The 22656-nt window shown below is 66.0% G+C and carries 23 protein-coding genes, 1 tRNA gene and 1 pseudogene; 11 read left to right on the top strand and 14 right to left on the bottom strand.

Annotated features, from left to right (window positions below):
* The 5 genes and pseudogenes from JOZ79_RS12740 to JOZ79_RS12720 all read left to right on the top strand — a co-directional run.
* Positions 1–540, top strand: a pseudogene (locus JOZ79_RS12740) (complex I NDUFA9 subunit family protein); the annotation flags it as partial.
* A 17-nt stretch (positions 541–557) separates the two neighbouring features.
* The gene (locus tag JOZ79_RS12735) at positions 558–1370 is read left to right on the top strand and encodes an undecaprenyl-diphosphate phosphatase (RefSeq protein ID WP_294074799.1); all 813 of its coding nucleotides are present in this window, start codon (positions 558–560) and stop codon (positions 1368–1370) included.
* Positions 1371–1439: 69 nt separating this feature from the next.
* Positions 1440–1865, top strand: coding sequence for a hypothetical protein (locus tag JOZ79_RS12730; protein WP_294074797.1), 426 nt, complete (start codon positions 1440–1442; stop codon positions 1863–1865).
* Positions 1866–1899: 34 nt separating this feature from the next.
* Positions 1900–2571 (top strand): glutathione S-transferase family protein, encoded by a 672-nt coding sequence (locus JOZ79_RS12725; RefSeq protein ID WP_294074794.1) that lies wholly within the window; start codon positions 1900–1902, stop codon positions 2569–2571.
* A 19-nt stretch (positions 2572–2590) separates the two neighbouring features.
* Positions 2591–2743 (top strand): hypothetical protein, encoded by a 153-nt coding sequence (locus tag JOZ79_RS12720; RefSeq protein ID WP_294074792.1) that lies wholly within the window; start codon positions 2591–2593, stop codon positions 2741–2743.
* A 15-nt stretch (positions 2744–2758) separates the two neighbouring features.
* Here the strand turns inward: JOZ79_RS12720 and sdhA are convergent, their stop codons facing one another.
* From sdhA to sdhC, 3 genes are read right to left on the bottom strand one after another with little or no spacing between them, the layout of a single operon-like run.
* On the bottom strand, positions 2759–4567 hold the full coding sequence (gene sdhA / locus JOZ79_RS12715) for a succinate dehydrogenase flavoprotein subunit (protein WP_294074790.1): 1809 nt from the start codon (positions 4565–4567) through the stop codon (positions 2759–2761).
* Positions 4564–4959 (bottom strand): succinate dehydrogenase, hydrophobic membrane anchor protein, encoded by a 396-nt coding sequence (gene sdhD, locus JOZ79_RS12710; RefSeq protein ID WP_294074788.1) that lies wholly within the window; start codon positions 4957–4959, stop codon positions 4564–4566. Before sdhD ends, sdhA begins: the two co-directional genes overlap by 4 nt.
* Positions 4960–4972: 13 nt before the next feature.
* Positions 4973–5383 (bottom strand): succinate dehydrogenase, cytochrome b556 subunit, encoded by a 411-nt coding sequence (sdhC, locus tag JOZ79_RS12705; protein ID WP_294074785.1) that lies wholly within the window; start codon positions 5381–5383, stop codon positions 4973–4975.
* A gap of 181 nt (positions 5384–5564) precedes the next feature.
* On the opposite strand from sdhC, the gene JOZ79_RS12700 reads away from it, so the two are divergent.
* From JOZ79_RS12700 to JOZ79_RS12680, 5 genes are all read left to right on the top strand, one after another.
* On the top strand, positions 5565–6854 hold the full coding sequence (locus tag JOZ79_RS12700; RefSeq protein ID WP_294074783.1) for a methyl-accepting chemotaxis protein: 1290 nt from the start codon (positions 5565–5567) through the stop codon (positions 6852–6854).
* Positions 6855–6943: 89 nt separating this feature from the next.
* Positions 6944–7645: an SDR family NAD(P)-dependent oxidoreductase gene (locus JOZ79_RS12695; protein WP_294074781.1), complete on the top strand. Its 702-nt coding sequence runs from the start codon at positions 6944–6946 to the stop codon at positions 7643–7645.
* Positions 7635–8429: an MBL fold metallo-hydrolase gene (locus JOZ79_RS12690; protein ID WP_294074779.1), complete on the top strand. Its 795-nt coding sequence runs from the start codon at positions 7635–7637 to the stop codon at positions 8427–8429. Before JOZ79_RS12695 ends, JOZ79_RS12690 begins: the two co-directional genes overlap by 11 nt.
* Entirely contained in the window at positions 8426–9310 is an 885-nt protein-coding gene (locus JOZ79_RS12685; protein WP_294074777.1) for a 50S ribosomal protein L11 methyltransferase, read from the top strand. Before JOZ79_RS12690 ends, JOZ79_RS12685 begins: the two co-directional genes overlap by 4 nt.
* A 39-nt stretch (positions 9311–9349) precedes the next feature.
* A complete protein-coding gene (locus JOZ79_RS12680; protein WP_294074774.1) occupies positions 9350–11014 on the top strand; it encodes a peptidase S10 in 1665 nt (554 codons plus the stop codon).
* Between the two features lie 183 nt (positions 11015–11197).
* On the opposite strand, the gene JOZ79_RS12675 is transcribed toward JOZ79_RS12680, so the two are convergent.
* From JOZ79_RS12675 to JOZ79_RS12635, 9 genes are all read right to left on the bottom strand, one after another.
* Positions 11198–11620 (bottom strand): hypothetical protein, encoded by a 423-nt coding sequence (locus JOZ79_RS12675; RefSeq protein ID WP_294074771.1) that lies wholly within the window; start codon positions 11618–11620, stop codon positions 11198–11200.
* Positions 11621–11727: 107 nt separating this feature from the next.
* Entirely contained in the window at positions 11728–13764 is a 2037-nt protein-coding gene (ligA, locus tag JOZ79_RS12670; RefSeq protein ID WP_294074768.1) for an NAD-dependent DNA ligase LigA, read from the bottom strand.
* Positions 13754–14476 carry a dienelactone hydrolase family protein gene (locus JOZ79_RS12665; RefSeq protein ID WP_294074767.1) on the bottom strand — a complete coding sequence of 241 codons (723 nt, stop codon included), beginning with the start codon at positions 14474–14476 and terminating at the stop codon, positions 13754–13756. The genes ligA and JOZ79_RS12665 overlap by 11 nt, the downstream gene beginning before the upstream one ends.
* Positions 14473–16125 carry a DNA repair protein RecN gene (gene recN, locus JOZ79_RS12660; RefSeq protein ID WP_294074764.1) on the bottom strand — a complete coding sequence of 551 codons (1653 nt, stop codon included), beginning with the start codon at positions 16123–16125 and terminating at the stop codon, positions 14473–14475. Before recN ends, JOZ79_RS12665 begins: the two co-directional genes overlap by 4 nt.
* Positions 16126–16151: 26 nt before the next feature.
* Positions 16152–17018 carry an outer membrane protein assembly factor BamD gene (locus JOZ79_RS12655; protein WP_294074762.1) on the bottom strand — a complete coding sequence of 289 codons (867 nt, stop codon included), beginning with the start codon at positions 17016–17018 and terminating at the stop codon, positions 16152–16154.
* A 93-nt stretch (positions 17019–17111) separates the two neighbouring features.
* A complete protein-coding gene (gene secF, locus JOZ79_RS12650; protein ID WP_294074759.1) occupies positions 17112–18071 on the bottom strand; it encodes a protein translocase subunit SecF in 960 nt (319 codons plus the stop codon).
* 24 nt (positions 18072–18095) lie between these two features.
* Positions 18096–19688, bottom strand: a complete 1593-nt coding sequence (secD, locus tag JOZ79_RS12645; protein ID WP_294074758.1) for a protein translocase subunit SecD — start codon at positions 19686–19688, stop codon at positions 18096–18098.
* A gap of 8 nt (positions 19689–19696) precedes the next feature.
* Complete coding sequence (gene yajC / locus JOZ79_RS12640) at positions 19697–20044, bottom strand: preprotein translocase subunit YajC (RefSeq protein ID WP_294074756.1); 348 nt, start codon at positions 20042–20044, stop codon at positions 19697–19699.
* Positions 20045–20117: 73 nt separating this feature from the next.
* Positions 20118–20194, bottom strand: a tRNA-Pro gene (locus JOZ79_RS12635).
* 70 nt (positions 20195–20264) lie between these two features.
* Between JOZ79_RS12635 and JOZ79_RS12630 the strand changes: the two genes are divergently transcribed.
* Positions 20265–20960 carry a TIGR02117 family protein gene (locus JOZ79_RS12630; RefSeq protein ID WP_294074753.1) on the top strand — a complete coding sequence of 232 codons (696 nt, stop codon included), beginning with the start codon at positions 20265–20267 and terminating at the stop codon, positions 20958–20960.
* A 1-nt stretch (position 20961) separates the two neighbouring features.
* Here the strand turns inward: JOZ79_RS12630 and JOZ79_RS12625 are convergent, their stop codons facing one another.
* A complete protein-coding gene (locus JOZ79_RS12625) occupies positions 20962–21456 on the bottom strand; it encodes a hypothetical protein (RefSeq protein ID WP_294074751.1) in 495 nt (164 codons plus the stop codon).
* A 162-nt stretch (positions 21457–21618) separates the two neighbouring features.
* Positions 21619–22656, bottom strand: a 1038-nt coding sequence (gene hslU / locus JOZ79_RS12620) for an ATP-dependent protease ATPase subunit HslU (protein ID WP_294074748.1), incomplete at its 5' end; no start/stop codon positions are given.

Genomic DNA, 22656 nt, shown 5'->3' with positions numbered 1-22656 from the left:
CGCGAGGCGTTCCCGGATGCGACGATCATTCGGCCGTCGCTGGTGTTCGGGCCGGAGGACAATCTTACCAACCGCTTCGCCGGCATGGCCCGCCTGCCCTTCCTTCCTGTGATCGCGAGCAAGCGAAACTTCCAGCCGGTCTATGTCCGCGACCTCGCCAAGGCTATCGCGATGGCGGCGCTGAAGCCCGAGACCTACGGCGGCAAGATCTTCGAGATCGGCGGTCCGCAGGTGATGAGCATGGCCGAGCTTCACCAGGCGATCCTGGAGCTGACCGGCCAGACGCCTGAAGTCGTGCACATGCCGGACTTCGCTGCGAGCGCGATTGCGCGGCTCGGCTGGCTGCCGGGAGCGCCACTGACCCGCGATCAATGGCTGATGCTGCAGCGGGACAATGTGCCTGCCGGCGGATCGAGCGGACTCGAGGCATTCGGGATCGAGCCGACCCCGCTTGCGGCCGTCGGCTACGATTGGCTCGGCCGCTTCCAGAAGGGCGGCAAGTTCGCCGGGCGGCGAATTAATTTGACCGCCACCAACTAAGGCTCGACGCCTAGCCCATGCCAATCCTGCTGATCGCCATCATCCTCGGCATCGTCGAGGGCGTCACCGAGTTCCTGCCGGTCTCGTCGACCGGGCATCTGATTCTGGCGAGCACCCTGCTCGGCTACAATGATGCACAGTGGAATGCCTTCAACGTCATCATCCAGCTGGGCGCGATCCTGGCGATCGTCGTGCTCTACTGGCGGACGTTCTGGGCGGTGATCGAGGGGCTGCTCAAGCGCGATCCGGTTGCGATCCGCTTCGTCCGAAACGTACTGATCGGCTTCCTGCCATCGGCGCTTCTCGGCTTCATCCTGCTGAAGCATATCGAAGCGCTGCTCGGGAATGCGACGGTGGTCGCGATTGCTTTCATCGCCGGCGGCATCGCCATCCTGGTCATCGAGAAGCTCGCGAAGCGGTCGGACACCGTGGGAGTCGCCGAGTTGCCGGTGAAAACCGCCATCGGCATCGGCATCGCGCAGTGCCTGGCAATGATTCCGGGCGTCAGCCGGTCGGGTGCGACGATCATGGGCGCGCTCAGCCTTGGCGTCGAACGGCGCACCGCGGCGGAGTTCAGCTTCTTCCTCGCCATCCCGACCATGGTCGGGGCGACGACGCTGGAGCTCGCCAAGCATCATGACGAGATCATGGCGGGCGCGTCCGGAGTCGGCTTCGGCACGATCGCCGTCGGTTTCGTCGTCAGCTTCGTCGTTGCGCTGTTCGTCGTGCGGGCGTTCGTCGCCTACATCTCGAAGCACGGTTTCGCGCCTTTCGCCTGGTACCGGATCATTGCCGGAGCGGCCGCCCTCGCCTGGCTGTCACTTCGTTGATTTATCTGGCGTTCAGCTTCGGCTAAGCTGTTTGCGCTAGAATTCAGCGGCTTGCGAGAGATCCGACCGATGCGTGCCACGATTTCGATCCTGCCGTTGCTCGCCGTAGCCGCACCCGCTTCGGCCCAGGTGGCGCCTCCGCCGCCGGCGATGGTCATTTCGCCGGCTGCCGCCGACAAGGTTGCGAACGCGCTCGACGCGGTCACCGACGCCCTGCTTGACGTGAAGGTGGGCAAGCTTGAGGCCGCGATCGACGGGCGCCCGGCGACAGCGGCCGAGCGACAGATGACCGTGCGCGACATGGCGAGCGCCAAGGACCCGAATTTCGAGCGCAACCTCCACCGCACGATCGCCCAGGCGCGGCCGATCGTCCGCCAGGGCATCCAGTCTGTCGACGAGGCCGTCCCCCAGGTCATGCAGGGGATCCAGCAGGCCAGCCGCGCGATCGAGCGGGCAACGGCGAATATGCCCGATCCGACCTATCCTCGGCGCTAGACGCTCGCCGCCCACACGCTAAAGCTGCCCGCCCATGTGGCAGCTCTTCCAGTTCCCGTTGTGCCCCTTCTCCCGCAAGGTTCGCCTCGTCCTCGCCGAAAAAGGCGTCGGCCACGAGCTGGTGCGCGAGAACCCCTGGGAAAAGCGCGACGAGTTCATGGACCTCAATCCCGCCGGCGAGACGCCGGTCCTGGTCGAGCCCGACCAGGGCATCACCCTCATAGGCTCGCAGCCGATCGTCGAATATTTCGACGAGACCGTCGACCGCATGCCGATGATCCATGGCAATGCCGGGATGCGCGCCGAAATCCGGCGGATGACCGAATGGTTCGACCTCAAGCTCTATCGCGAGGCGGTCGAGCCCCTGATGCACGAGCGGATGAGGAAGCGCCTGGTGACCCGCGAGAGCCCGGACACCAAGGTCCTGCGCGAAGCGATGCGGGTCGCGGGCGAGCACATCGACTATCTCGACTATCTGCTCGACCACCGGAGATGGCTGGCCGGTCCGGGCCTGAGCCTCGCCGACTTCACTGCGGCGGCGCATCTGAGCGTGGTCGACTATCTGGGCGCCCTCGACTGGCGCGGACACAAGCAAACCAAGGACTGGTACGCCGTGATGAAATCGCGGCCGGGGTTCAGGCCTCTGCTCGGCGAACGAATGGAAGTGATCGTGCCGCCGTCACACTATGATAAGGTGGACTTCTGAACCAGTCAGGACTGCCCGTTTGGAAGACCTTATCGCGCTAGCTTTCTTGGAAGCGATCTACGATCGGATCGAGGATCGCTACGGCGTGGCCGCGGCTTGGCTAACGACCGCCGCGCTCGCCGTCGCGGTCATTTCCATTCTTGTCTGGGTACTAGTCCGCGTGCTTGGCTGATCCAGCCGAGACAAGTCAGTAAACTCTCTTTTTCGGCTTGATGTACTCGATGTCGCTGGTGAGCGTGTAGCTGTGCACCGGGCGGTAATCGATCTTGATGCCGCCGGCCGGAGCCTTGCCGCCCCAGCCGTCGAACCAGGCGATGGTGTGCTTCATCCAGTTCGTGTCGTCGCGCTCGGGATAATCTTCCTGCATGTGCGCGCCGCGGCTTTCCTTGCGGTTGGCGGCGCAGTGCATGGTGACCACGGCTTGGGCGAGCAGGTTGTCGAGCTCGAGCGTCTCGACGAGGTCGCTGTTCCAGATGAGGCTGCGGTCGGAGACCTTCACGTCCTGCATCCGGCCGTAGATGCCGTCGATCTTCTCGACGCCCTCGGCCAGCGTCTTGTCGGTGCGGAACACAGCGCAGTCCGACTGCATGGTGCGCTGCATGTTGAGGCGGATGTCGGCGGTTGGGCTCTTGCCGTCGGCGTTGCGGAAGTGATCCAGCCGGGCCAGCGCGAGGTCGGCCGAGTCCTTGGGAAGCTCGTCCTGCAACGCATTGGCCTTGAGCGTCTCGCCGAGCCGCATGCCCGTCGCACGGCCGAATACCACGAGATCGATCAGGCTGTTGGAGCCGAGGCGGTTGGCGCCGTGGACCGAAACGCAGGCCGCCTCGCCGACCGCGAACAGGCCCGGGACGACCGTGTCCGGCTTGCCGTCCTTCAGGGTGACGACCTCGCCATGATAGTTGGTCGGGATGCCGCCCATGTTGTAGTGGACGGTCGGCACGACCGGGATTGGCTGGCGCGTCAGGTCGACGCCCGCGAAGATCATCGCCGTCTCGGTGATGCCGGGCAGGCGCTCGGCCAGGATCTTCGGGTCGATATGGTCGAGGTGGAGGAAGATGTGGTCCTTGTGCTCGCCGACCCCGCGGCCCTCGCGGATCTCCATCGCCATCGAGCGTGAGACGACATCGCGGCTGGCGAGATCCTTCGCCGACGGGGCGTAGCGCTCCATGAACCGCTCGCCGCTGGCATTGGTCAGGTAGCCGCCCTCGCCGCGCGCGCCCTCGGTGATGAGGACTCCGGCACCATAGATGCCGGTCGGGTGGAACTGCACGAATTCCATGTCCTGCAGCGGCAGGCCAGCGCGAAGCACCATCGCATTGCCGTCGCCGGTGCAAGTGTGTGCCGAGGTCGCCGAGAAATAGACGCGGCCGTATCCGCCGGTCGCGAGCACGACGGCCTGGGCGCGGAAGCGGTGGATCGAGCCGTCGTCCAGGCACAAGGCAATGACGCCTCGGCAGGCGCCGTTCTCCATGATCAGGTCGATCGCGAAATATTCGACGAAGAAATCCGCGTCATACTTCAGGCTCTGCTGGTAGAGCGTGTGAAGCATGGCGTGGCCGGTTCGGTCGGCAGCGGCGCAGGTGCGCTGCGCGGTCGGCCCCTCGCCCATGTTCTGGGTCATTCCGCCGAACGCGCGCTGGTAGATCTTGCCTTCGGGAGTACGGCTGAACGGAAGGCCGGCGTGCTCGAGCTCGATGACGGCGGCGGGCGCCTCGCGGGTCAGATACTCGATCGCGTCCTGGTCGCCGAGCCAGTCGGAGCCCTTGACGGTGTCGTACATGTGCCAGGTCCAGTGGTCCGGGCCCATGTTGCCGAGACTGGCCGCGATGCCGCCCTGCGCGGCCACCGTGTGGCTGCGCGTCGGGAAGACCTTGGTCACGCAGGCGGTCTTGAGGCCGGCATTGGCCGCCCCCATGGTCGCGCGAAGCCCTGCGCCTCCCGCGCCGACGACCACCACATCATAGGTGTGGTCCATGATAGGGTAAGTCGTGCTCAAGCGCCGCCTCCGAATGCGATGCGAGCAAGCGCGAACAGCGCCAGCGCGCCTCCGCCGACGCTCAGGAACAGCAGCAGGGTGTTGAGGGCGAAGCGATTGCCCTCCTCATGGACATAATCGTCGACGACGACCTTCATCCCTTCGAGCGCGTGGCGGAAGCCGATAATGATGAGCAGCGCCATCGGCACGGCCGCGCTCGGCAGCCGCAGCCACTCGACCAGGGTGCGCTGGTCGAGCGCCGGAAGGAGCAGCAACGAGACGATCAACCACAGGCCGAGCAGCAGCAACGCGATGCTCGTCACCCGCTCGCTCAGCCAATGCTCACCGCCCGCATGGGCCGAACCAGTGCCGCGAACCTTGCCGAGCGGCGTGGCGCTGTCGCCCAAGCTCATTGTCCGAAACTCCTCATGCCCGCGTTCCAAACAGAAGCCACGCCCAGAGGGCGGCTGTCAGCAGCAGCGAACCGACGATCGTAGCGATCGCGAGCGTCTTGTTGGTCTGAAGCTCAAAGGCCGAGCCCGTGTCCATGATGAGGTGGCGGATGCCCGACAGCAGGTGCTGGAAGAACGACCAGGTCAGGCCAATCAGCACGATGACGCCAATCGGGTGCGTCGCGACCTTGGTGAAGGTGGCGAAGCCGCTCGGATCGCCGGCGATCGCAACAAGCCACCAGGTGAGCAGCCCGAGCCCGGCGAAGGTCAGCGCCATGCCGGTCGCTCGATGGAGGATGGAGACGGCCATGTGCGGTCCCCATCGCCAGATCGTCAGGTGCGGCGAGAGCGGTCTCGCCGGGGGTCTGGATGGATTGGCAGCCATGGACAGCCCGCTTTCGTTGATTGAGCTTGCGTTGCGCGCCGAGGGTCGCGCCGATGCGGCCCGCTTAGGGCGGCGACCACCGCGAGGCAAGATTCGCAACGCCAGCCCGATCGTCTAACCCGGTCTTAACCATTGTCGGGCAAGAGCAGTCCCTGAGACAAGGCTATTGGAAGGGCGATCGATGGGTGCGGACACTGGACAGCTGCAGCGGCTGACCGACGAGCAGGTGAGCGCCCGGCTTGCGGCCTATAATGCAGGCGGATCGCTCGAGCGCGACATCGAGCTGTACAAGGAGTGCGCTCTGCCCTCCGTGGTGTCCGAAATCCAGGCTCAGTTCGGGCCGGAGCGCGCGGACCGATACGCGAAAATCTATTCCGGCAAGGTCGATGCGGCTTGGGTCCAATCGATCGCGGAATATGGCCGTCAGATCTTCAGCGATCACACGTCGGTCCCCAAATATATCGCGGAGCGGATCGAGATCGCGGACCGCGTGTTCGCCGCCTTGAGCAACGAATACCGAAGCGACGCACAAAAGCTCGCGAGCTTCATTTCGGCATATTACCGACTGGACGTCATCGAGACCGACATCATCCTCGCGCAGGTTTCGCTCCTGGAAGTCATTGACGCCGCCAACGAGCGCGGCCGCGAGAGTGAGCAGTTCGAGCGCCGTGTGTCGGAGCTGGTGCGCGCCAGCACGGAGCAATCGAAGGTCCTCAGCGACCGCACCCGGGCGACCGCCTCGTCGGCGCGCGGCATGCTCGGCAAGACCAGCGAAGTCGCCGCCGCCGCGGAGCAGTCCGCCGTCGCCATGCGCGAAGCCGCCCAGACGGCGGCCGGTCTGATCCGCGCCATCGAGGACGCGCGATCCGAGGTCGAAGTGGCCGCGGGCGTCGCGACCCGCGCCGGCGACCAGGCGAGCCAGGCCGTGAAGGTCAGCCAGATGCTGTCCGAGCACGTCGAGGCGATCGAATCGATCCTCAGCCTGATCCGCGACATCGCAGGCCAGACCAATCTCCTCGCGCTCAACGCCACCATCGAGGCGGCGCGGGCCGGCGACGCCGGCCGCGGCTTCGCGGTCGTCGCCCAGGAAGTGAAGAGTCTCGCCTCCCAGACCGCCCGCGCGACCGACGACATCACCGCCAAGATCACCGCCATCCAGCAGGCGACCCGTCAGACGGTCGACGCCAACGGGTCGATTCAGGGCACCGTCGAGGAAGTGCAATTCTCCGCCGACCGCATCCGCGAGGCGATGGAGCTGCAGGCGCAGACCGTCACCATGATCACCGCTGCCGTTGACGAGACCGCGCTGGCCGCCGATTCGATGAGCTCGACCATCGCCGCGATCCGCAGCGACACCGAGAGCGTCGCCAAGGACATCGACGAGGTCGAACAGGGCTTCGGCCGCTTCAGCGATCAGATTTCCAACTTCAAGTCGAGCGCCAAGGCCTTCGTTCACGGGCTGGCGGCCTAAGGGGGATCCTGGTCGTTCCGGCGAAGGCGGGAACCTAGACGACGTGGCCCGCTTGCGCGGGGATGACGATTGGGTGTTAGGCACCCTTCATGAACATCCTGATCACCGGCGCGAGCCGCGGCATTGGCGCGGCCGCTTATGCGCTCCTCAAGTCCCGCGGCCACGACGTCGTTGGCCATTCCACCCGCGGCGGCAGCGAGCTGATCGGTGGCGACCTCGAAGATTCCGAAGCCCCTTCCCTCATCTGGGATGCCGCAATCGACCGCCTCGACGGCAAGATCGACGTGCTCGTCAATAATGCCGGCATTTACGAGACCGCCGACGAAACCGCATCCGACGAGGATTGGCAGCGCGCCTGGGCGCGGACGATGACCATCAACCTGCAGTCGGCCGCCGATCTCTGCCGGCTCGCCATTCGTCATTTTCGCGAGACCGGTGGGGGCCGTATCGTCAACATCTCCAGCCGCGCGGCCTATCGCGGCGACAGTCCGCAGCACTGGCATTACGCGGCGTCGAAGGCTGGCATGATCGGAATGACCAAGTCGATCGCACGCGGCTATGCGTCGGAGGGCATCCTCGCCTTCGCTGTGACGCCCGGCTTCACGGTGTCGGAGATGACGGCCGACTATCTTGAAGGTCGGGGCGGCGCGAAAATCCTCGCCGAGATCCCGCTCGGGCGAGTCGCCAGCACCGACGAAGTGGCGGAAGTGATCCGCTGGGCAGCAACCGAAGCGCCGCCGTCGGCGACCGGCGCGGTGATCGACGTCAACGGAGCGAGCTATGTTCGCTGAAACCCTCGCCGCGCTGATCCTCGCCGCACAACAGATCGTAATTCCGTTCGGCCACCCGAAGGTGAACGAGCAGCCGCGTGCGCCAATCGAGACGTCCGGCCCGTTATGGGCGGCGGCGTGCCAGGGCTCGAGTGACCGCAACAGGGCCGCGCCGCCGGTCCGCATCCACGCCAATTCCTATCTCGTCGGAACTTGCGGCCTGTCGTCGATGCTCATCGTCGGCGACCAGGGCGACGTGCTGATCGACGGTGGCGAGGCCGGGGACGCGGACCTTATCTCCGCCAACATCCGCGAGCTCGGCTATTCGCCGTCGGACATTCGCTACATCCTGCACAGCGACACGGATGCCGGCCATCTCGGCGGGATTGCCAAACTGCAGCGGATGAGTGGAGCGACCATCGTCGCCTCCCCGGGCGGCGCCGCGCTCCTTCGCAGGGGTTCCGGCGACGAGATTCCGTTGGCCGAAGCTGGCCGCATTGTCAGGGACGGCGACGAAGTTCGGCTCGGTAACATCCTGCTGACCGCGATCGCCTCGCCGTCCGGCGGCTTGAGCTGGCGCTGGGTGAGCTGCGAGACCGGCATCTGCCGGACGATCGTCTACGCGGCGAGCCGGGTGCCGGGCGACAGTGCCACAGCGGCGAGTATCGCCGCCGGTCCGTGCGAAATCCTCGTCACCGCGATGCCTGCCGCAAGCGAAATGGTGAAACGCCTGGTGGTCGGCCAGCCCTTGTTCGACCAAGGCGCGTGCAAGGCCTACGCGACGCAAGAATCCGCGCCTCAATGAGCTGGCGCGCGACCATCCCCTGTAGCCGCGCTCAGGGCGAGGCCATCGCGGGCGCCGACCATCTCTTCGCCGAGAGCGGCAGCCCTCCGGTGCTGGTTGCCGACGAGCCGGACCCCGCGCAGCCCGACGACTGGTTGATCCACGCCTATTTCGACCTGCCGCCGTCGGACCATGATCTGGGTGCGCTACGCGCCCTGGGCAGGGGTGAGCCCAGGCTGGAGGAGCTTGGCGAAGCCGACTGGATCACGATGAGCCAGGAGGGCCTGCAGCCGATCGGCGCCGGCCGCTTCTACGTCCATACGCCGATGTATCGCGGACAGCCTCCCGGCACGATACCGTTCGAGATCGATGCGAGCCTGGCGTTCGGGACCGGCCAGCATGCGACCACGGCCGGTTGCCTCGAGGCGCTCGATGCTCTGGAGCGATCGGGCGCAAGCTTCGCCAATGTCGCGGACGTCGGCACCGGGACCGGGCTTCTTGCCTTCGCGGCGCTGGCGCTGTGGCCGCGGGCGAAGTGCATTGCGACCGACATCGACGCCGTCGCTATCGATGTCGCGCGCGACAATGCGGCGATCAACGGCGTCAGGGTCGGTCATGGGCCTGGCGAGCTGCTGCTTGGCATCGCCGACGGCATGGACTCGCCGCTGCTCGCCGCCCGAGCGCCGTTCGACCTGCTCATCGCCAACATCCTCGCCGGCCCGCTGATCGAGCTCGCGCCGAATTTCGCCAAGGCAATCGCGCCCGGCGGGAGGATCGTGCTCGCAGGGCTGCTGGACAATCAGGCAAGTGCCGTCGCCACTGCGTACGAAGCGCTCGGTTTCACTCTCAGCGCGACTGGTTCTAGCGAATGGCCGGTGCTCGTCGGGGCGGCCCCGGACTAGACACTTGTCGCCGCCACACACCGCTGCGAGAGGAAAGCGATGAAGCTGCCATTCCTGCTCGCCGCGGTCGCGCTCGTCGGCGCCCCCGCACTTTCCGCCCCGATTACTCGCCATGCCTCCGCCCACGTTAAGGCGCCGCCCAAGACCCCCGCGAAAGTCACCGACGAGAGCGAGAGCGACAGGGCCAAGCGCTTTTTCTTCAAGCCCAGCGAAGTGCGAGCGGGCGGCACGGTCACCGTCGGTGGTCAGCCGATCGCCTATGACTCGGTCGCCGGCACGCTCGTCGTTCATGCCAAGGAATGGGAAGACACCGATACCGCCGAAGCAGACGCGGATTTTGCGTCCGACAAGGACAAGGGCAAGTCGGGGCCCAAGCCCGAAGCGTCGATGTTCTACACGGCCTACTTCAAGCAGGGCGTGCCCGCCGCCGCCCGGCCGATCACCTTCCTGTTCAATGGCGGCCCGGGCTCGTCGAGCATCTGGATTCACATGGGTGCGTTCGGGCCGGTCCGCGTCGTCACCGCCGACGCCCGCCACAACAGCCCGGCGCCTTATTCGACCGTCAACAACGACCAGAGCCTACTCGACGCGTCGGACCTCGTCTTCATCGACGCGCCCGGAACCGGCTTCTCGCGCATCGCCGGCAAGGACAAGGACAAGGCCTTCTATGGCGTCGACCAGGACATCCACGCCTTCACCGACTTCATCACCCAGTTCCTGACCAAGTACGACCGCTGGAACTCGCCCAAATATCTGTTCGGCGAAAGCTACGGGACGATGCGCGCGGCGGGCCTGTCGCTGGCGCTGCAGCAGGCTGACGTCGACCTCAACGGCGTGATGCTGCTGTCGGACATCCTCAACTGGGACTTCATGCCCGACGACCCGCAGCTCAACCCCGGCATCGACACGCCTTATGTCGTGGCGCTGCCGACCTATGCCGCGACCGCTTGGTATTTCGACAAGTCGCCCAGCCGACCGGCAGACCTCAACGCCTACCTAGCCCAGGTCGAACAGTTCGCGACCGGCGACTATTCGGCGGCTTTGCTCAAAGGCAACGACCTGCCGGAGGCGGAGCGGCAGCGGATCGCGCGGCAGCTTTCGGCCTACACCGGCCTTTCGGTTGCCTACCTGCTGAAGTCGAACCTGCGCATCGAATATGGCGCGTTCCAAAAGGAACTAATGGCGGAGCGCGGCCTGACGACCGGCACGCTCGACACCCGCTTCCTCGGCGACACGCTCGACCCGCTGAGCAAGGTCGCGACCTACGACCCGCAGAGCGCGGCGCTCGGCGCGGCCTATGTCGCGGCGTGGCAGTCCTATGCCCGCGACCGGCTCAATTACCGGCCGGACATCCAGTTCAAGTCCGGCATCCCGATCTATTCCAAGTGGGATTACAAGCATCAGCCGCCGGGCGCCGACAAGCCGCTGATCATGCTGCCCAACGTGCTCCCCGACCTTGCCGAGGCGATGAAGACCAACCCGACGCTCAAGGTGATGGTCAACGGCGGTTATTTCGACGTCTCGACGCCCTATTTCGAAGGCAAGGAGGAGCTACGCCACCTCCCCGTCCCTCCGTCGCTGCTCGGCAATATCGAGTATCATTACTATCAGTCCGGCCACATGGTGTACGTCCACCAACCGACGCTGGCGGAGTTGCATGCCAACGTCGCCGACTTCATCCGGCGGACAAGCGGGGCACGGTAGGGCGGACGCTTAAAGTCACTAAGGCCGGACAGCGGCGCTTTTTGTGTGACTTTAGGAACGGACGGCGGGAGTGACGACAAGCGTGGAAGAGCGGCGCGTTCATAGCTGCGACACAGTCTCACAAAATCACGGCCTGTAGGACAGCGTAATGTCCGCTTTCGACCCAAAGCAGACATTAGGCGGTCAGGGGCAAGGCTCGTAGCTGACGCGATATCCATCATGGGAGAGCTTCGAAATGAGACTGCCATAGGCGCGGTTAACTTGAGCAGACGTTAGGCCGTCCACGCTGATGTAAAAAGCGTCGTGCCTCGGAATGACTTCGCCCCCCGCTTGGTTCAGCGCTGGGAATACGACCTGATTGGTTGCCCATATGGCAGTGGTCCATCTCGTCGCTTTCATAACGGTCGTCAGATGTCCCTGGGCATCTTCAGCAGTTCCCGTCGAGGCTCGATACCCCAGTTGATTTACGGTGTTGGAAATGTCGTTGAAGAACGCAGCTTCCGGAACAGCACAGATCTGAAATTCACGGTGGGCGCGCGAGACCAGCGAACAAGCGGCCAGAAACGATAAGCAGGGGATAGCTACAAGGGGCTGCCAGCGTTTCACGGCCAATCGTCTAACGTAGCCTCGCGCAGCGTCGCAATCTCTGGCGTGCTCGGATGTTTTCGCCGACGCCCCAGTGGCTGCTTTCCGCCCAAAGCGGACATTAGCCTCTAGGCTCCCGCAACAATCGCCGCCCAATCCTCCTCGCTCACGACGCGGACGCCCAACTCCTCCGCCTTCTTGAGCTTCGACCCGGCTCCCGGGCCTGCCACCACTAGGTCCGTCTTTGCGCTGACCGATCCGGCCGCGCGGGCCCCGAGCCGCTCGGCCTGTGCCTTGGCTTCGTCGCGGCTCATGGTTTCGAGGGTGCCGGTGAAGACGATGGTCTTGCCGGTCCATTCGGTCGCTCTCGCGTCGCTGACATAGGGCTGCGGCGCGACTTCGGAGAGGAGGTTGTCGAGCACCTCGCGGTTGTGCGGCTCGTGGAAGAAATCGACCAGCGCCCCGGCGACGACCGGGCCGACGCCCTGGACGCCCGACAGTTCCGCCTCGCCGCCCTCCGACAGCGCGGCGCGCCGCAGCTCCTCGATGGTGCCGAAGCATTTGAGCAGGTCGCGGGCGGTGACGATGCCGACGTGGCGGATGCCGAGGCCGAACAGCAGGCGCGGGCCGTCCGGGCGGCGCTTGGCCTCGATCGCGGCGAGGAGCGCATCGACGGATTTGTCCTTCCATCCCTCGCGGCCGATCAGGTCCTGCCGGTGGCCTCGGAGCCGGAAGATGTCGGCGGGTGAGTAAAGCCAGCCAAGCTCGATGAACTCCGCGATCGACTTCTCGCCCAACCCCTCGATGTCGAGCGCGCCGCGCGACACGAAGTGCCGCAGCCGCTCGAAGCGCTGGGCAGGGCAGATGAGACCGCCGGTGCAGCGGACGTCGACCTCGCCCTCCTCGGCCACGGCTTCCGACTGGCATTCGGGACAGTGGTCGGGAAAAATGTAAGGCTCGCGCTTCTCGTCCCGGGTCAGGTTCTCGACGACCTGCGGGATGACGTCGCCGGCGCGCTGGATCCGGACCCTGTCTCCGATGCGCAGGCCCAGCCGCGCGATCTCGTCGCGGTTGTGGAGCGTGACGTTGGCAACGATGACCCCGCCGACGCCGACCGGCTTTAGCCGGCCGACCGGCGTCAGCTTGCCGGTCCGGCCGACCTGAATGTCGATCGCCTCGAGCGTCGTCTCGGCCTTCTCGGCGGGGAACTTATAGGCGGTTGCCCATCGCGGCGCTCGGCCGACTTGCCCGAGCCGCTCCTGCCAGTTGAGCCTTGCGACTTTGAACACCACACCGTCGATGTCATACGGCAGGTCGGCGCGCCGCTGCTCGATCAGGCGGTAGTGCGCAATGGCGGCGTCGAGGGTATCACACCGCACGAGCAGGTCGCTGACCGGGAAACCCAGCCGCTCGATCGCTCGCATGGCCAGCGACTGCGCCGCGCCGAGCGAGGCGCTGGTCTCACCCCAGCCGTGCGCGAGGAAACGAAGCGGCCTCGCGGCGGTGATGGCCGGATCCTTCTGGCGCAACGATCCCGCAGCCGCGTTGCGCGGGTTTGCGAAGACCTTGCCGCCGTATGCTTCCTGCCGCTCGTTCAGCGCCTCGAAGTCGGATTTCGCCATATAGACTTCACCGCGCACCTCCAGGGTGTCCGGGGCATCCTTCAGCGAGTGGGGGATGTCGCGGATCGTCCGCACGTTTGGCGTCACATCCTCGCCGACGGCGCCGTCACCCCTGGTTGCGCCGAGCACGAGCTGGCCGCGCTCGTACCGCAACGAGCAGCTCAGCCCGTCGATCTTCGGCTCCGCGGTGAGAGCGATGGATTCGTCGGATGGAAGGCTAAGGAAACGGCGCACGCGCGTGACGAACTCGCCCAGCTCCTCGTCCGAGAACACATTGTCCAAGCTGAGCATCGGCTTCGCGTGGGAGACCTTGGCGAGCGTCGACGTCGGCGCCGCACCCAGCCGCTTCGACGGCGAATCCGCGCGCACCAATTGCGGGAAGCGCTCCTCCAGCTCGCGGTTCTCGCGGACCAGCGCATCATATTCCGCGTCGGAAATCTCCGGCGCGTCCTGGTCGTGGTACAGCCGGTCGTGCCTCGCGATCTCCCGCGCCAGCCGCATCAGGCGGTTGGCGGCGTCGGCCTCGGTCAGCTCAGTGGGCACCGCCGAACAATTCCTCGAGCAGGTTGACGAAGCTCGTCCAGCTGCGCTCGGCCGCCAGCGCGTTGTAGGCGACGCCGTCGATCTGGAGCGAGCTTGCATGCGGGTTGGTGAAGCCATGCCCGACGTGGCCATAGGCTTGGATCTGCCAGTCACAGCCGGAGTCGGTCAGCTCCTTGCCGAGGGCCACCACTGCGTCGGGCGGCACCATCGGATCGTCCCAGCCGTGGAAAGCGACGACCTTCGCCTTGATCTTTTCGGGCGGCAGGCCGGGCGGGTCGAACAGGCCGTGGAAGCTGACTGCCGCGGCGATGTCGGCGCCGCTGCGCGCGAGGTCGAGCGCGCACTGCCCGCCGAAGCAATAACCGGCGACGACGACTTGGTCGGACTTTACCTCTTCGATCCCCCGAGCAACTTCGAGCACGGATTGCATCCGCCGCCTCAGCGCCGCTCGGTCGGCGCGAATCCGGGTTAGCTCGCCGAACATCGTGTCGCGCGGCGCCCCGTGGAACTGCTTGCCGAACAGGTCGGCGACCAGGGCGTTATAGCCGAGCTCGACCAGTTGCTTGCCGAACCCGATCTCGAGGTCGCTCACGCCCATCACGGTCGGGACGAGGATGACGGTGGGCCGGACCTCGTGATCGCGCCGCCCGACGAACACGCTTTCCAGCGCCTCGCCTTCGAACTCGTGCGCGATCCGGCGTTCCTTGCTCATGCAGCCTCCAGTAGTTTCGCGGCCTGCGCTCTGGCCTCTTCGGTGATCGATGCGCCGGAGAGCATGCGCGCAATCTCTTCCCGGCGTTCCTCCCCGCTCAACTTGCGGACGCTGGTTCGAGTGCCGCCGTCGCCGTGCGATTTCTCGATGCGATAGTGATGCGACGCGCGCGCCGCCACCTGCGGCGAATGAGTGACGACGAGGACCTGCGAGCGCTCGGCGAGGCGGGCGAGGCGCTCCCCGATTGCGCTTGCGACCGCGCCGCCGACGCCGCGATCGACCTCGTCGAAGATCATGGTCGCGGCGGATCCGGCTTCGGCGAGCGCGACCTTGAGCGCCAGGATGAAGCGCGACATCTCGCCGCCCGACGCGATGCGGGTCAGCGGCCCGAACGGAGCGCCCGGGTTGGTCGAGATTTCAAACTCGACGCGGTCGGCGCCGGCGGGGCCGGCATCGGCAGGAGCGATGGTCGTTCGAAAGCGGGCGGCGTCGAGCTTCAGCGGGACGAGCTCCCGAGCGACCGCTTCGTCGAGGCGCCCTGCCGCTGCCCGCCGCTGCTCGGTCAGCTGTTCCGCCGCGGTCGCGTAGACCTGACGCGCGGCGGCGAGGTCGCGCTCCAGCGCAGCGATCCTCTCACCGCCAGCCTCGATGTCCGCGAGCTGCGCGCGCATTGTCTCGCCAAGTCCGGCAAGCGCGTCGGGTTCGACGCGGTGCTTGCGAGCGAGGGCGCGGATGTCGAACAGCCGGGCTTCGACCTGTTCCAGCCGAGCGGGGTCGAAGGCGAGCGCATCCGCGGCGCGCGCGATCCTGTCTTCCGCGTCGGCCGCCTCGATCACCGCCCGGTCCAGGGCCGCGAGCGCATCGGCCAGCAGCGGATGATCGGCCGCGCCCCGCTCGATCCGCCGCGCCGCCTGGCGAAGCTGCGCAAGCGCTCCGTCAGACCCGCCGAGCAACTCGTCGAGACCCGCAAGCGACTCCCCAGCCTTGAGCCCCGCCTGCATCGCCAACCGATCCTCGGCGAGCCGGGTCTCCTCGCCCGTCTCGGGCGCCAGCCGGGCGATCTCGCCGGACGCGAATTCGAGATAGTCGCGGTCGCGTTCGGCGGCCTCCGCTTCGGAACGGGCCTGGGTGAGATCGGCTTCAATCCGCGCCACCTCGGCCCAAGCGGCCGCCACCGGCACCGTGTCCATCTTGCCGAAGGCGTCGAGCAGCGCACGGTGTCCCCGGGGGTTGAGCAAGCCGCGATCGTCCTGCTGTCCATGAACCTCGATCGCCAGCGCTCCGATGTCGCGAAGCAGTCCGGCCGGCACGGCAGCCCCGGCGGCAAAGGCGCGGCTTGCACCATCCGCCTTGAGCGTCCGGCGCAGGATGAGCGGCTCGTCTGGCTCAGCCTCGATCCCCTGCTCTCCAAGCCGATGGCGGACCGGATGCCAGGGCGGCAGGTCGATCTCGGCAGAGACCGCGGCGCCGTCTGTCCCCGACCGCACCAGCCCGCTGTCGGCCCGCGACCCCAGCGCCAGGCCCAGCGCATCGAGGAGGATCGACTTGCCCGCCCCGGTCTCCCCGGTCAGGACGCCCAGGCCCGGCTCGAAATCGATGTCGAGCCGTTCGACGAGCACGATATTTTGGATGGCGAGCTGCCTCAGCATGACTTGAGGCGGCCCCCGGCGCAGGTTCAGCTTTGCGGCGGCGCCGGCATTGCCGCCGGGGTAGGCGCCTGTGCCGGTGTCTGCACGGGCGTCGGCGCAATTGCCTGCCGCGCGCCCCGCGGAGTCTTGCGCGCGATCAGCATGTAGGCCTGCTTGTACCAATAGGTGCCGTTGTAGTTGCGTCCGAGCACCGCGGCCGCCTTGTCCGCCTCGTCCGGGATGCCGAGCGCAAGATAGCATTCAACCAGTCGCTCCAGGGCTTCGGGCGCGTGGCTGGTGGTCTGGTACTGATCCACGACCTTGCGGAACCGGAGGCTCGCGGCCAGCCATTCGCCCGAGCGCTCGTAGAAGCGTCCGACCTCCATCTCCTTGCCGGCGAGATGGTCCTGGATGAGGTCGAGCTTCAGCCGCGCATCGGATGCGTAGCGAGTGTCCGGATAGAGGCGGATGAGCTCGTTGAACGCGTTCAGCGCCTGTGCCGTCGTCGCCTGGTCGCGGTTCACATCCTCGATCTGCTGGTAGTAGCTCATTGCGACCAGATAATGAGCGTAGGGCGCCTCGGAATTGCCCGGGTGGATGGTCAGGAAGCGCTGCGCGGAGCTGATCGAATCCGAGTATTTCTCCGCGAGATAATAATTGAACGCGCTCATGACCTGCGCCCGGCGAGCCCAGACCGAATAGGGATGCTGCCGCTCGACCTCATCGAACAGCTTGGCGGCCATCAGGTAGTCGCCCTTGTCCATCATGCCCTTGGCGGCGGCGTAGAGCGTGTTGACGTCGCGCGCGACGTAAGCAGTGTCGCCGCCGTGCTTGCCGCCATGGGCGCAGGCAGCGAGCGGCAGGACGAGGGCGCAGCCGACGAGGAGGGCGACGGAACGGGTAAGCTTAGGCATCGAAAGTCCTCTTAGCGTGCGGTCAAAGGCTGGCCAAGCGCGGCATGCGAAGCGGCGCCTGAATGGCGACTGACGGCCGGCCGGCAAGCGCGGTCAGGCGGTCTGCGCCGCCGCGGCGCCCTTTTCATCCTTGTCGTCGGTGCGCACGAAACTGTCCGGATTCACCTTCAGCCAGACCAGCACCGGCGCCGAGATGTAGATCGACGAATAGGTGCCGATCAGAACCCCGAGGAAGATGGCGATCGCAAGCCCGAAGATCACCTGCGGCCCGATCAGCATCAGGACACCGAGCGCGATAAGCACCGTCAGCGATGTCACCACCGTCCTCGCCAGAGTCTCGTTCAGCGAGAGGTTGAGCAGCGGCAGGATCGCCATCTTGCGATACTTGCGCAGATCTTCGCGGATTCGGTCGTAGATGACGACGGTGTCGTTCAGCGAATAGCCGATGATCGTCAGCAGCGCCGCGACCACGTTGAGGTCCACCTGGAGCCGCGTGAAGGCGAAGAAGCCGAGAGTCATCGAAACGTCGTGGGCGAGCGTCAGCAGGGCGCCGACGCCGAATTGCCACTCGAAGCGGAACCAGATGTAGATCGCGATCCCCAGCATGGCGAGACCAATCGCCATCGCTCCGTCGCTCGCAAGCTCCTCGCTGACCTTCCCGGACACCGACTCGCCGGCATCGACCCGGGCGCCGGGATATTGCTGCGGGATGGTCGTGCGCAGCTTGCTGACGAGGCTGTTCGACGCGCTATCGGGACCCGGTGGCTTGGGCAGGCGGATCTGGAAGGTGCGGCCGTTGCCGAGCGTGGTGACGTTGGCCTCGCAACCGCAAATCCCGTCGACGCGGCTTCTGATGTCGCCAATGGGAACCGGCTGGGCGAATTCCGCGCGCACGACCTCGCCGCCGACGAAATCGATGCCGAGGTTGAGGCCGCGATAGGCGGTGAAGACGATCGAGACGGTGGTCGCGATCAGCGACAGCACAAGCGCGATGTTGCGATAGCGCATGAAGTCGATGTTGGTGTTGTCGGGAACGAGCTTCAGGAGCTTCATGCCAGGAGCCTCAGATGTGCAGCGCTAAATGTGCAGCGCTTTGGGGCGCGTGCGGCGCACCCACAAAGCCACCAGCATGCGCGTGAAGTAAACGGCGGTGAACACCGAAGTGACGACGCCGATCAGGAGGACGATCGCGAAGCCACGCACCGGTCCGGAGCCGAAATAGGCCATGATCGCGGCCGAGATCACGTGCGTGACGTTGGCGTCGAAGATCGCCCGGAAGGCCTCGCGATAGCCGGTCTCGATCGCGTCGAGCAGCCGTCGGCCCCGCCGGATCTCCTCGCGAATGCGCTCGTTGATCAGGACATTGGCGTCGACCGCGGCGCCGATGGTCAGGATGAAGCCGGCGATGCCTGGTAACGTCAGGGTCGCGTTGAACAACGCCATCACCGCGAGGATGAGGAATCCGTTCACGACCAGTGCGGCCGTCGCATAGACCCCGAACCGGCCATAGGTGACCAGCATGAAGACAATCACGCACAGGGTACCGATGATGCTGGCGATCACGCCCTTCTGAATCGAATCCTGCCCGAGCTCGGCGGAGACGGTTCGCTCCTCGATCACGTTGAGTTTCACCGGAAGCCGGCCCGAGGCCAGCGAGACCGCAAGGTCGTTCGCGCTCTGGACCGTGAAATTCCCGGAGATCTGAGCGCGGCCGCCAAGGATCGGCTCATTGATATTGGGCGCCGACAGCACCTTGTCGTCGAGGATGATGGCAAACGGCTTGCCGACATTCTCCTGCGTCACGCGGCCGAAGCGCTTGGCGCCGGCCGTGTTGAAGGTCAATTCGATGTCCGGCCGGTTGTCCTGGTCGTAGCCCTGGGTGGCCTTCACGATCTGGTCGCCCGAGACCATCACCCGCCGCTGGACCGCAATCAGCCCGCTCGCGTCGGCCATCGGCAGCACCTGGCTTCCCGGCGGCGCCCGGCCCTGCTGGACGTCGGTCGGGTTGGGGTTGGTGTCGACCAGCTTGAACTCGAGCCGGGCGGTCTGGCCGATCAGCGCCTTGAGCTGCTCGGGATTCTCGACGCCCGGCACTTCGACCAGGATCCGGTTGCCGCCTTCGGTGACGACCGTGATCTCCTTGGTTCCACCAGGATCGATCCGGCGGCGGACGACGTCCCGCGCCTCTCCCATCGCATCCTTGAGCGCCTTTGCGGTTCCGGCGGGCGTCGGGGTCAGCACGATGCGGCTCGAATCGACCACCTGCACGTCCCAGTCGCGCTGGCCGGTCAGCGCGAGCGGCTGGCTGAGCTTGCGCATCCGGTCGACCGCCGCGTCGACCTGCGTCGGATCGCGTACCAGGAACGACAGGTTGCCGCCGCTCGTGGAGATGTCGCCGATGTCGATCTGTGGGTCGTGGCGAAGCTCGGTCGAGACTTCGTCTTCCTTCGCCTGAAGCCGGTGCTTGAGCGCGTCCGTCTGGTCGGCTTCGAGCAGCAGATGGCTTCCGCCCGCGAGGTCGAGGCCAAGGTTGATCCGGGACTGGGGCAGCCACGCCGGCCAGCGCGACGCCAGCGTCGTTCCGGTGATGAGGCTCGGGATCGACCACAGAACGCCGAGCGCCACGACGAACGAAACGAGCCAGACTTTCCACTTCGGGAATTCGAGCATCGCGGACCTCAGTCGTTCGCCGGCTTGCCGGTCGGCAGCACCTGGGCGATGGTCGATTTGATGACGCGGACCTTCACGCCGCTTGCGATCTCGACTTCCGCGTCCTCGTCACTGACCTTGGTCACTCGGCCACGGATGCCGCCGGCGGTGACAACTTCATCGCCTTTCTTCACCGCTGCGATCGTCTCGCGGTGCGCCTTCATCTGGACTTGCTGCGGACGGAACATGAACCAGTAGATGATGAGCCCGATGAACAGGAACGGCACCGTCTGGAACATTAGCGCGGCAAGGCCCGACGGTTGCCCATCCGCGGGCGCGGCCTGGATCATCGTCATCAACAGTGGCGGGCTGGACATGGGACGGCGCAGACTTTCCATGAAAAGACACTCGCGGCAATCGCGCCGTCCTCCTGACGGCATGATCGTGCGATGGTCGGGGCGACTGGATTCGAACCAGCGACCTCCACACCCCCAGTGTGATCCGCTACCAGGCTGCGCTACGCCCCGACTTGGCAGCGGCATCTAGGCAGCGCTACCCGACAAGGCAAGGATGCAGCGTAGGTTACGGGGGACCGGCGTGGCTCGGAGGCGGCGGAAAGACAAAGCGGGCAAGTGGGTTGGCCGGTTGCTCGCGGGCCTGCTGGCGGTGCCTGCGGCCTATCTGGTGGCCGCGCTTGCCGGCTCACTCCTGCCGGTCAACGCCGGCTGGAGCGAGACCGGGTCCGGAACCACGATCTACCTCGCCGACAACGGCATCCACACGGACATCGTCATGCCCGTCGCCGCCGACGGGCTTGGCTGGTCCGCGTTCGTTCCGGCGAGCGACGAGGCGGCGCCGTTGCCGTCAGCCCGCTGGATCGCATTCGGAGCCGGCGAGCAACACGTATACCTCGACACGCCGACATGGTGGGACATCACGCCGCGCACGATCTGGTCAGCGCTGAAAGGCGGCCCGCGTGTCATGCACGTTGCATATCTCGACAGCCCCGGCTTCGCATCGCGGCAGATCCGATTGCGGCCGGAGGAATACCGGCGGCTATGGGCCTCTGTCCGGGCCGAGTTCGCGCTCGATCGCAACGGCCGCCCGCAAAGGCTCGCCCATCCCGGTTACGGCTGCTGCGACGCGTTCTATGAGGGCGTCGGCAAGGCGAGCGCGGTCCGCACCTGCAACAGCTGGGTAGCGGACCGGCTGCGCCTGGCCGGGATCAAGACGAGCGCCTGGCCGCCCTTCTCGCCAGGGCTGCTGTGGCGCTATCGTACGGTCGGCGCCTGACCTATTTCTTGGGTTTGGCGGATGCCTTCGCCTGCGCGTCGATCTCCGCCTTGGTGGTTGCGAGCACCAGGCCCTTGTCGTTCTTGGCGAAGCTCGAGATCGGGATCGAGGCGCGGGCGGTGCCGGTGCTGACGACCGCATCCTTGCCGCTCACCGATTCGACCGTTCCGATCCGCCCGCCTTTCGCATCGTAGACGGTCAGGCCTTTCTTGACGTCGGCCGCGGTCGCGGCAGTTGCAGCACCGGCGCTGGTCGTCGTCGTCGAGGTCGACGTCGCGGTTGCCGAGGGCCCGACCGGCGTTCCCGCCGGATCGGTTGGCGTGGTGGTAGTGCTCTGGGTCGTCGTCGTCTGGGTCTGCGCCGGAGTGGCGGGCGTCCCCGGGACAGCCGTCGTCGAGCTGTCCGTGGTGGTCGTCTGGGTCTGGGTCGGCGTTTGCGTCGTCGTCGTTGTCTGCTGACTTGCAGGCTGTGTCTGGGCGCCCGCGGCGGTCGCCATTAACGTTGCGATGGTAAACGCAATTAATTGATTTTGCATGACTTTCTCCACTGCTGATTGAAGCTCGTGAAAAGCCAACGACAGGCGCGCGCCGCAGATGCAGCGGAGTCGGTCAACCGTGTGCGCGACCGGACAAATGCCCCAAAACGGGACATCGAAGAGCTAGAGCACGTAGCGCGACAGGTCGGCGTTGCGCGCGATGCTCGACAGCTGCGTATCCACAAACGCGGCATCGACGCGAAGAGTTTCGCCCGATCTGTCCTCGGCCTGGAAGCTGATGTCCTCGAGCAGCTTTTCCATCACCGTCTGGAGCCGGCGGGCGCCGATATTCTCGACCGCTTCGTTCACCTCGGCCGCGATCCGGGCAAGCGCGGCGATGCCGTCCTCGGCAAACTCGACCCGGACGCCCTCCGTGCCCAGGAGCGCCTGGTACTGCTCGGTCAGGCTCGCCCGGGTCGCGGAGAGGATTCGCACGAAATCCTCCTGTGTCAGAGCCTTCAGCTCGACACGAATCGGCAGCCGGCCCTGAAGCTCGGGAAGCAGGTCCGCAGGCTTGGCGATGTGGAAGGCGCCCGACGCGATGAACAGGATGTGGTCAGTCTTGAGCGGCCCGTACTTCGTCGCGACCGTCGTTCCTTCGATCAGCGGCAGGAGGTCGCGCTGGACTCCCTCGCGGCTGACCGAGCCACCCCGAACGTCGCTGACCGCGATCTTGTCGATCTCGTCGAGGAAGACGATGCCGTTGGCCTCTGCATCGGCAAGGGCCGCCCGGTTGATGTCGTCGGGATCCAGCCTCTTGTCGGCCTCTTCATCGGTCAGGCGGGCGAAAGCGTCCGGAACCTTGAGCTTGCGCCGCGTGCGGGGCGCCTGGCCCATCGCCTTGCCCATGATCGACTTCAGGTCGAACACCTGCGCTCCCATGCCGGGAATCTCGAACGGAGTCGACGGCGCCTCGTCGACCTCGATCTCGACCTCGGCCTGATCGAGGCTGCCATCGGTGAACCGTTGGCGAAAGCTCTGGCGGGTCGCCTCGCTTGAGCCCTTGCCGGTCAGTGCGTCGAGCAGCTTGTCCATCGCCGCCTCTTCGGCCGCAGTCCGAACCTTGGCCCGCCGCCGCTCGCGCTCCAGTCGCACCGCTTCCTCGACGAGGTCGCGGGCGATCTGCTCGACGTCGCGGCCGACGTAGCCAACCTCGGTGAA

This window comes from Sphingomonas sp., assembly GCF_019242355.1.
Lineage (GTDB): Bacteria > Pseudomonadota > Alphaproteobacteria > Sphingomonadales > Sphingomonadaceae > Sphingomicrobium.
The sequence above is the reverse complement of the archived record's forward strand: the minus strand, read 5'-3'. Positions and strand labels throughout refer to the sequence as shown.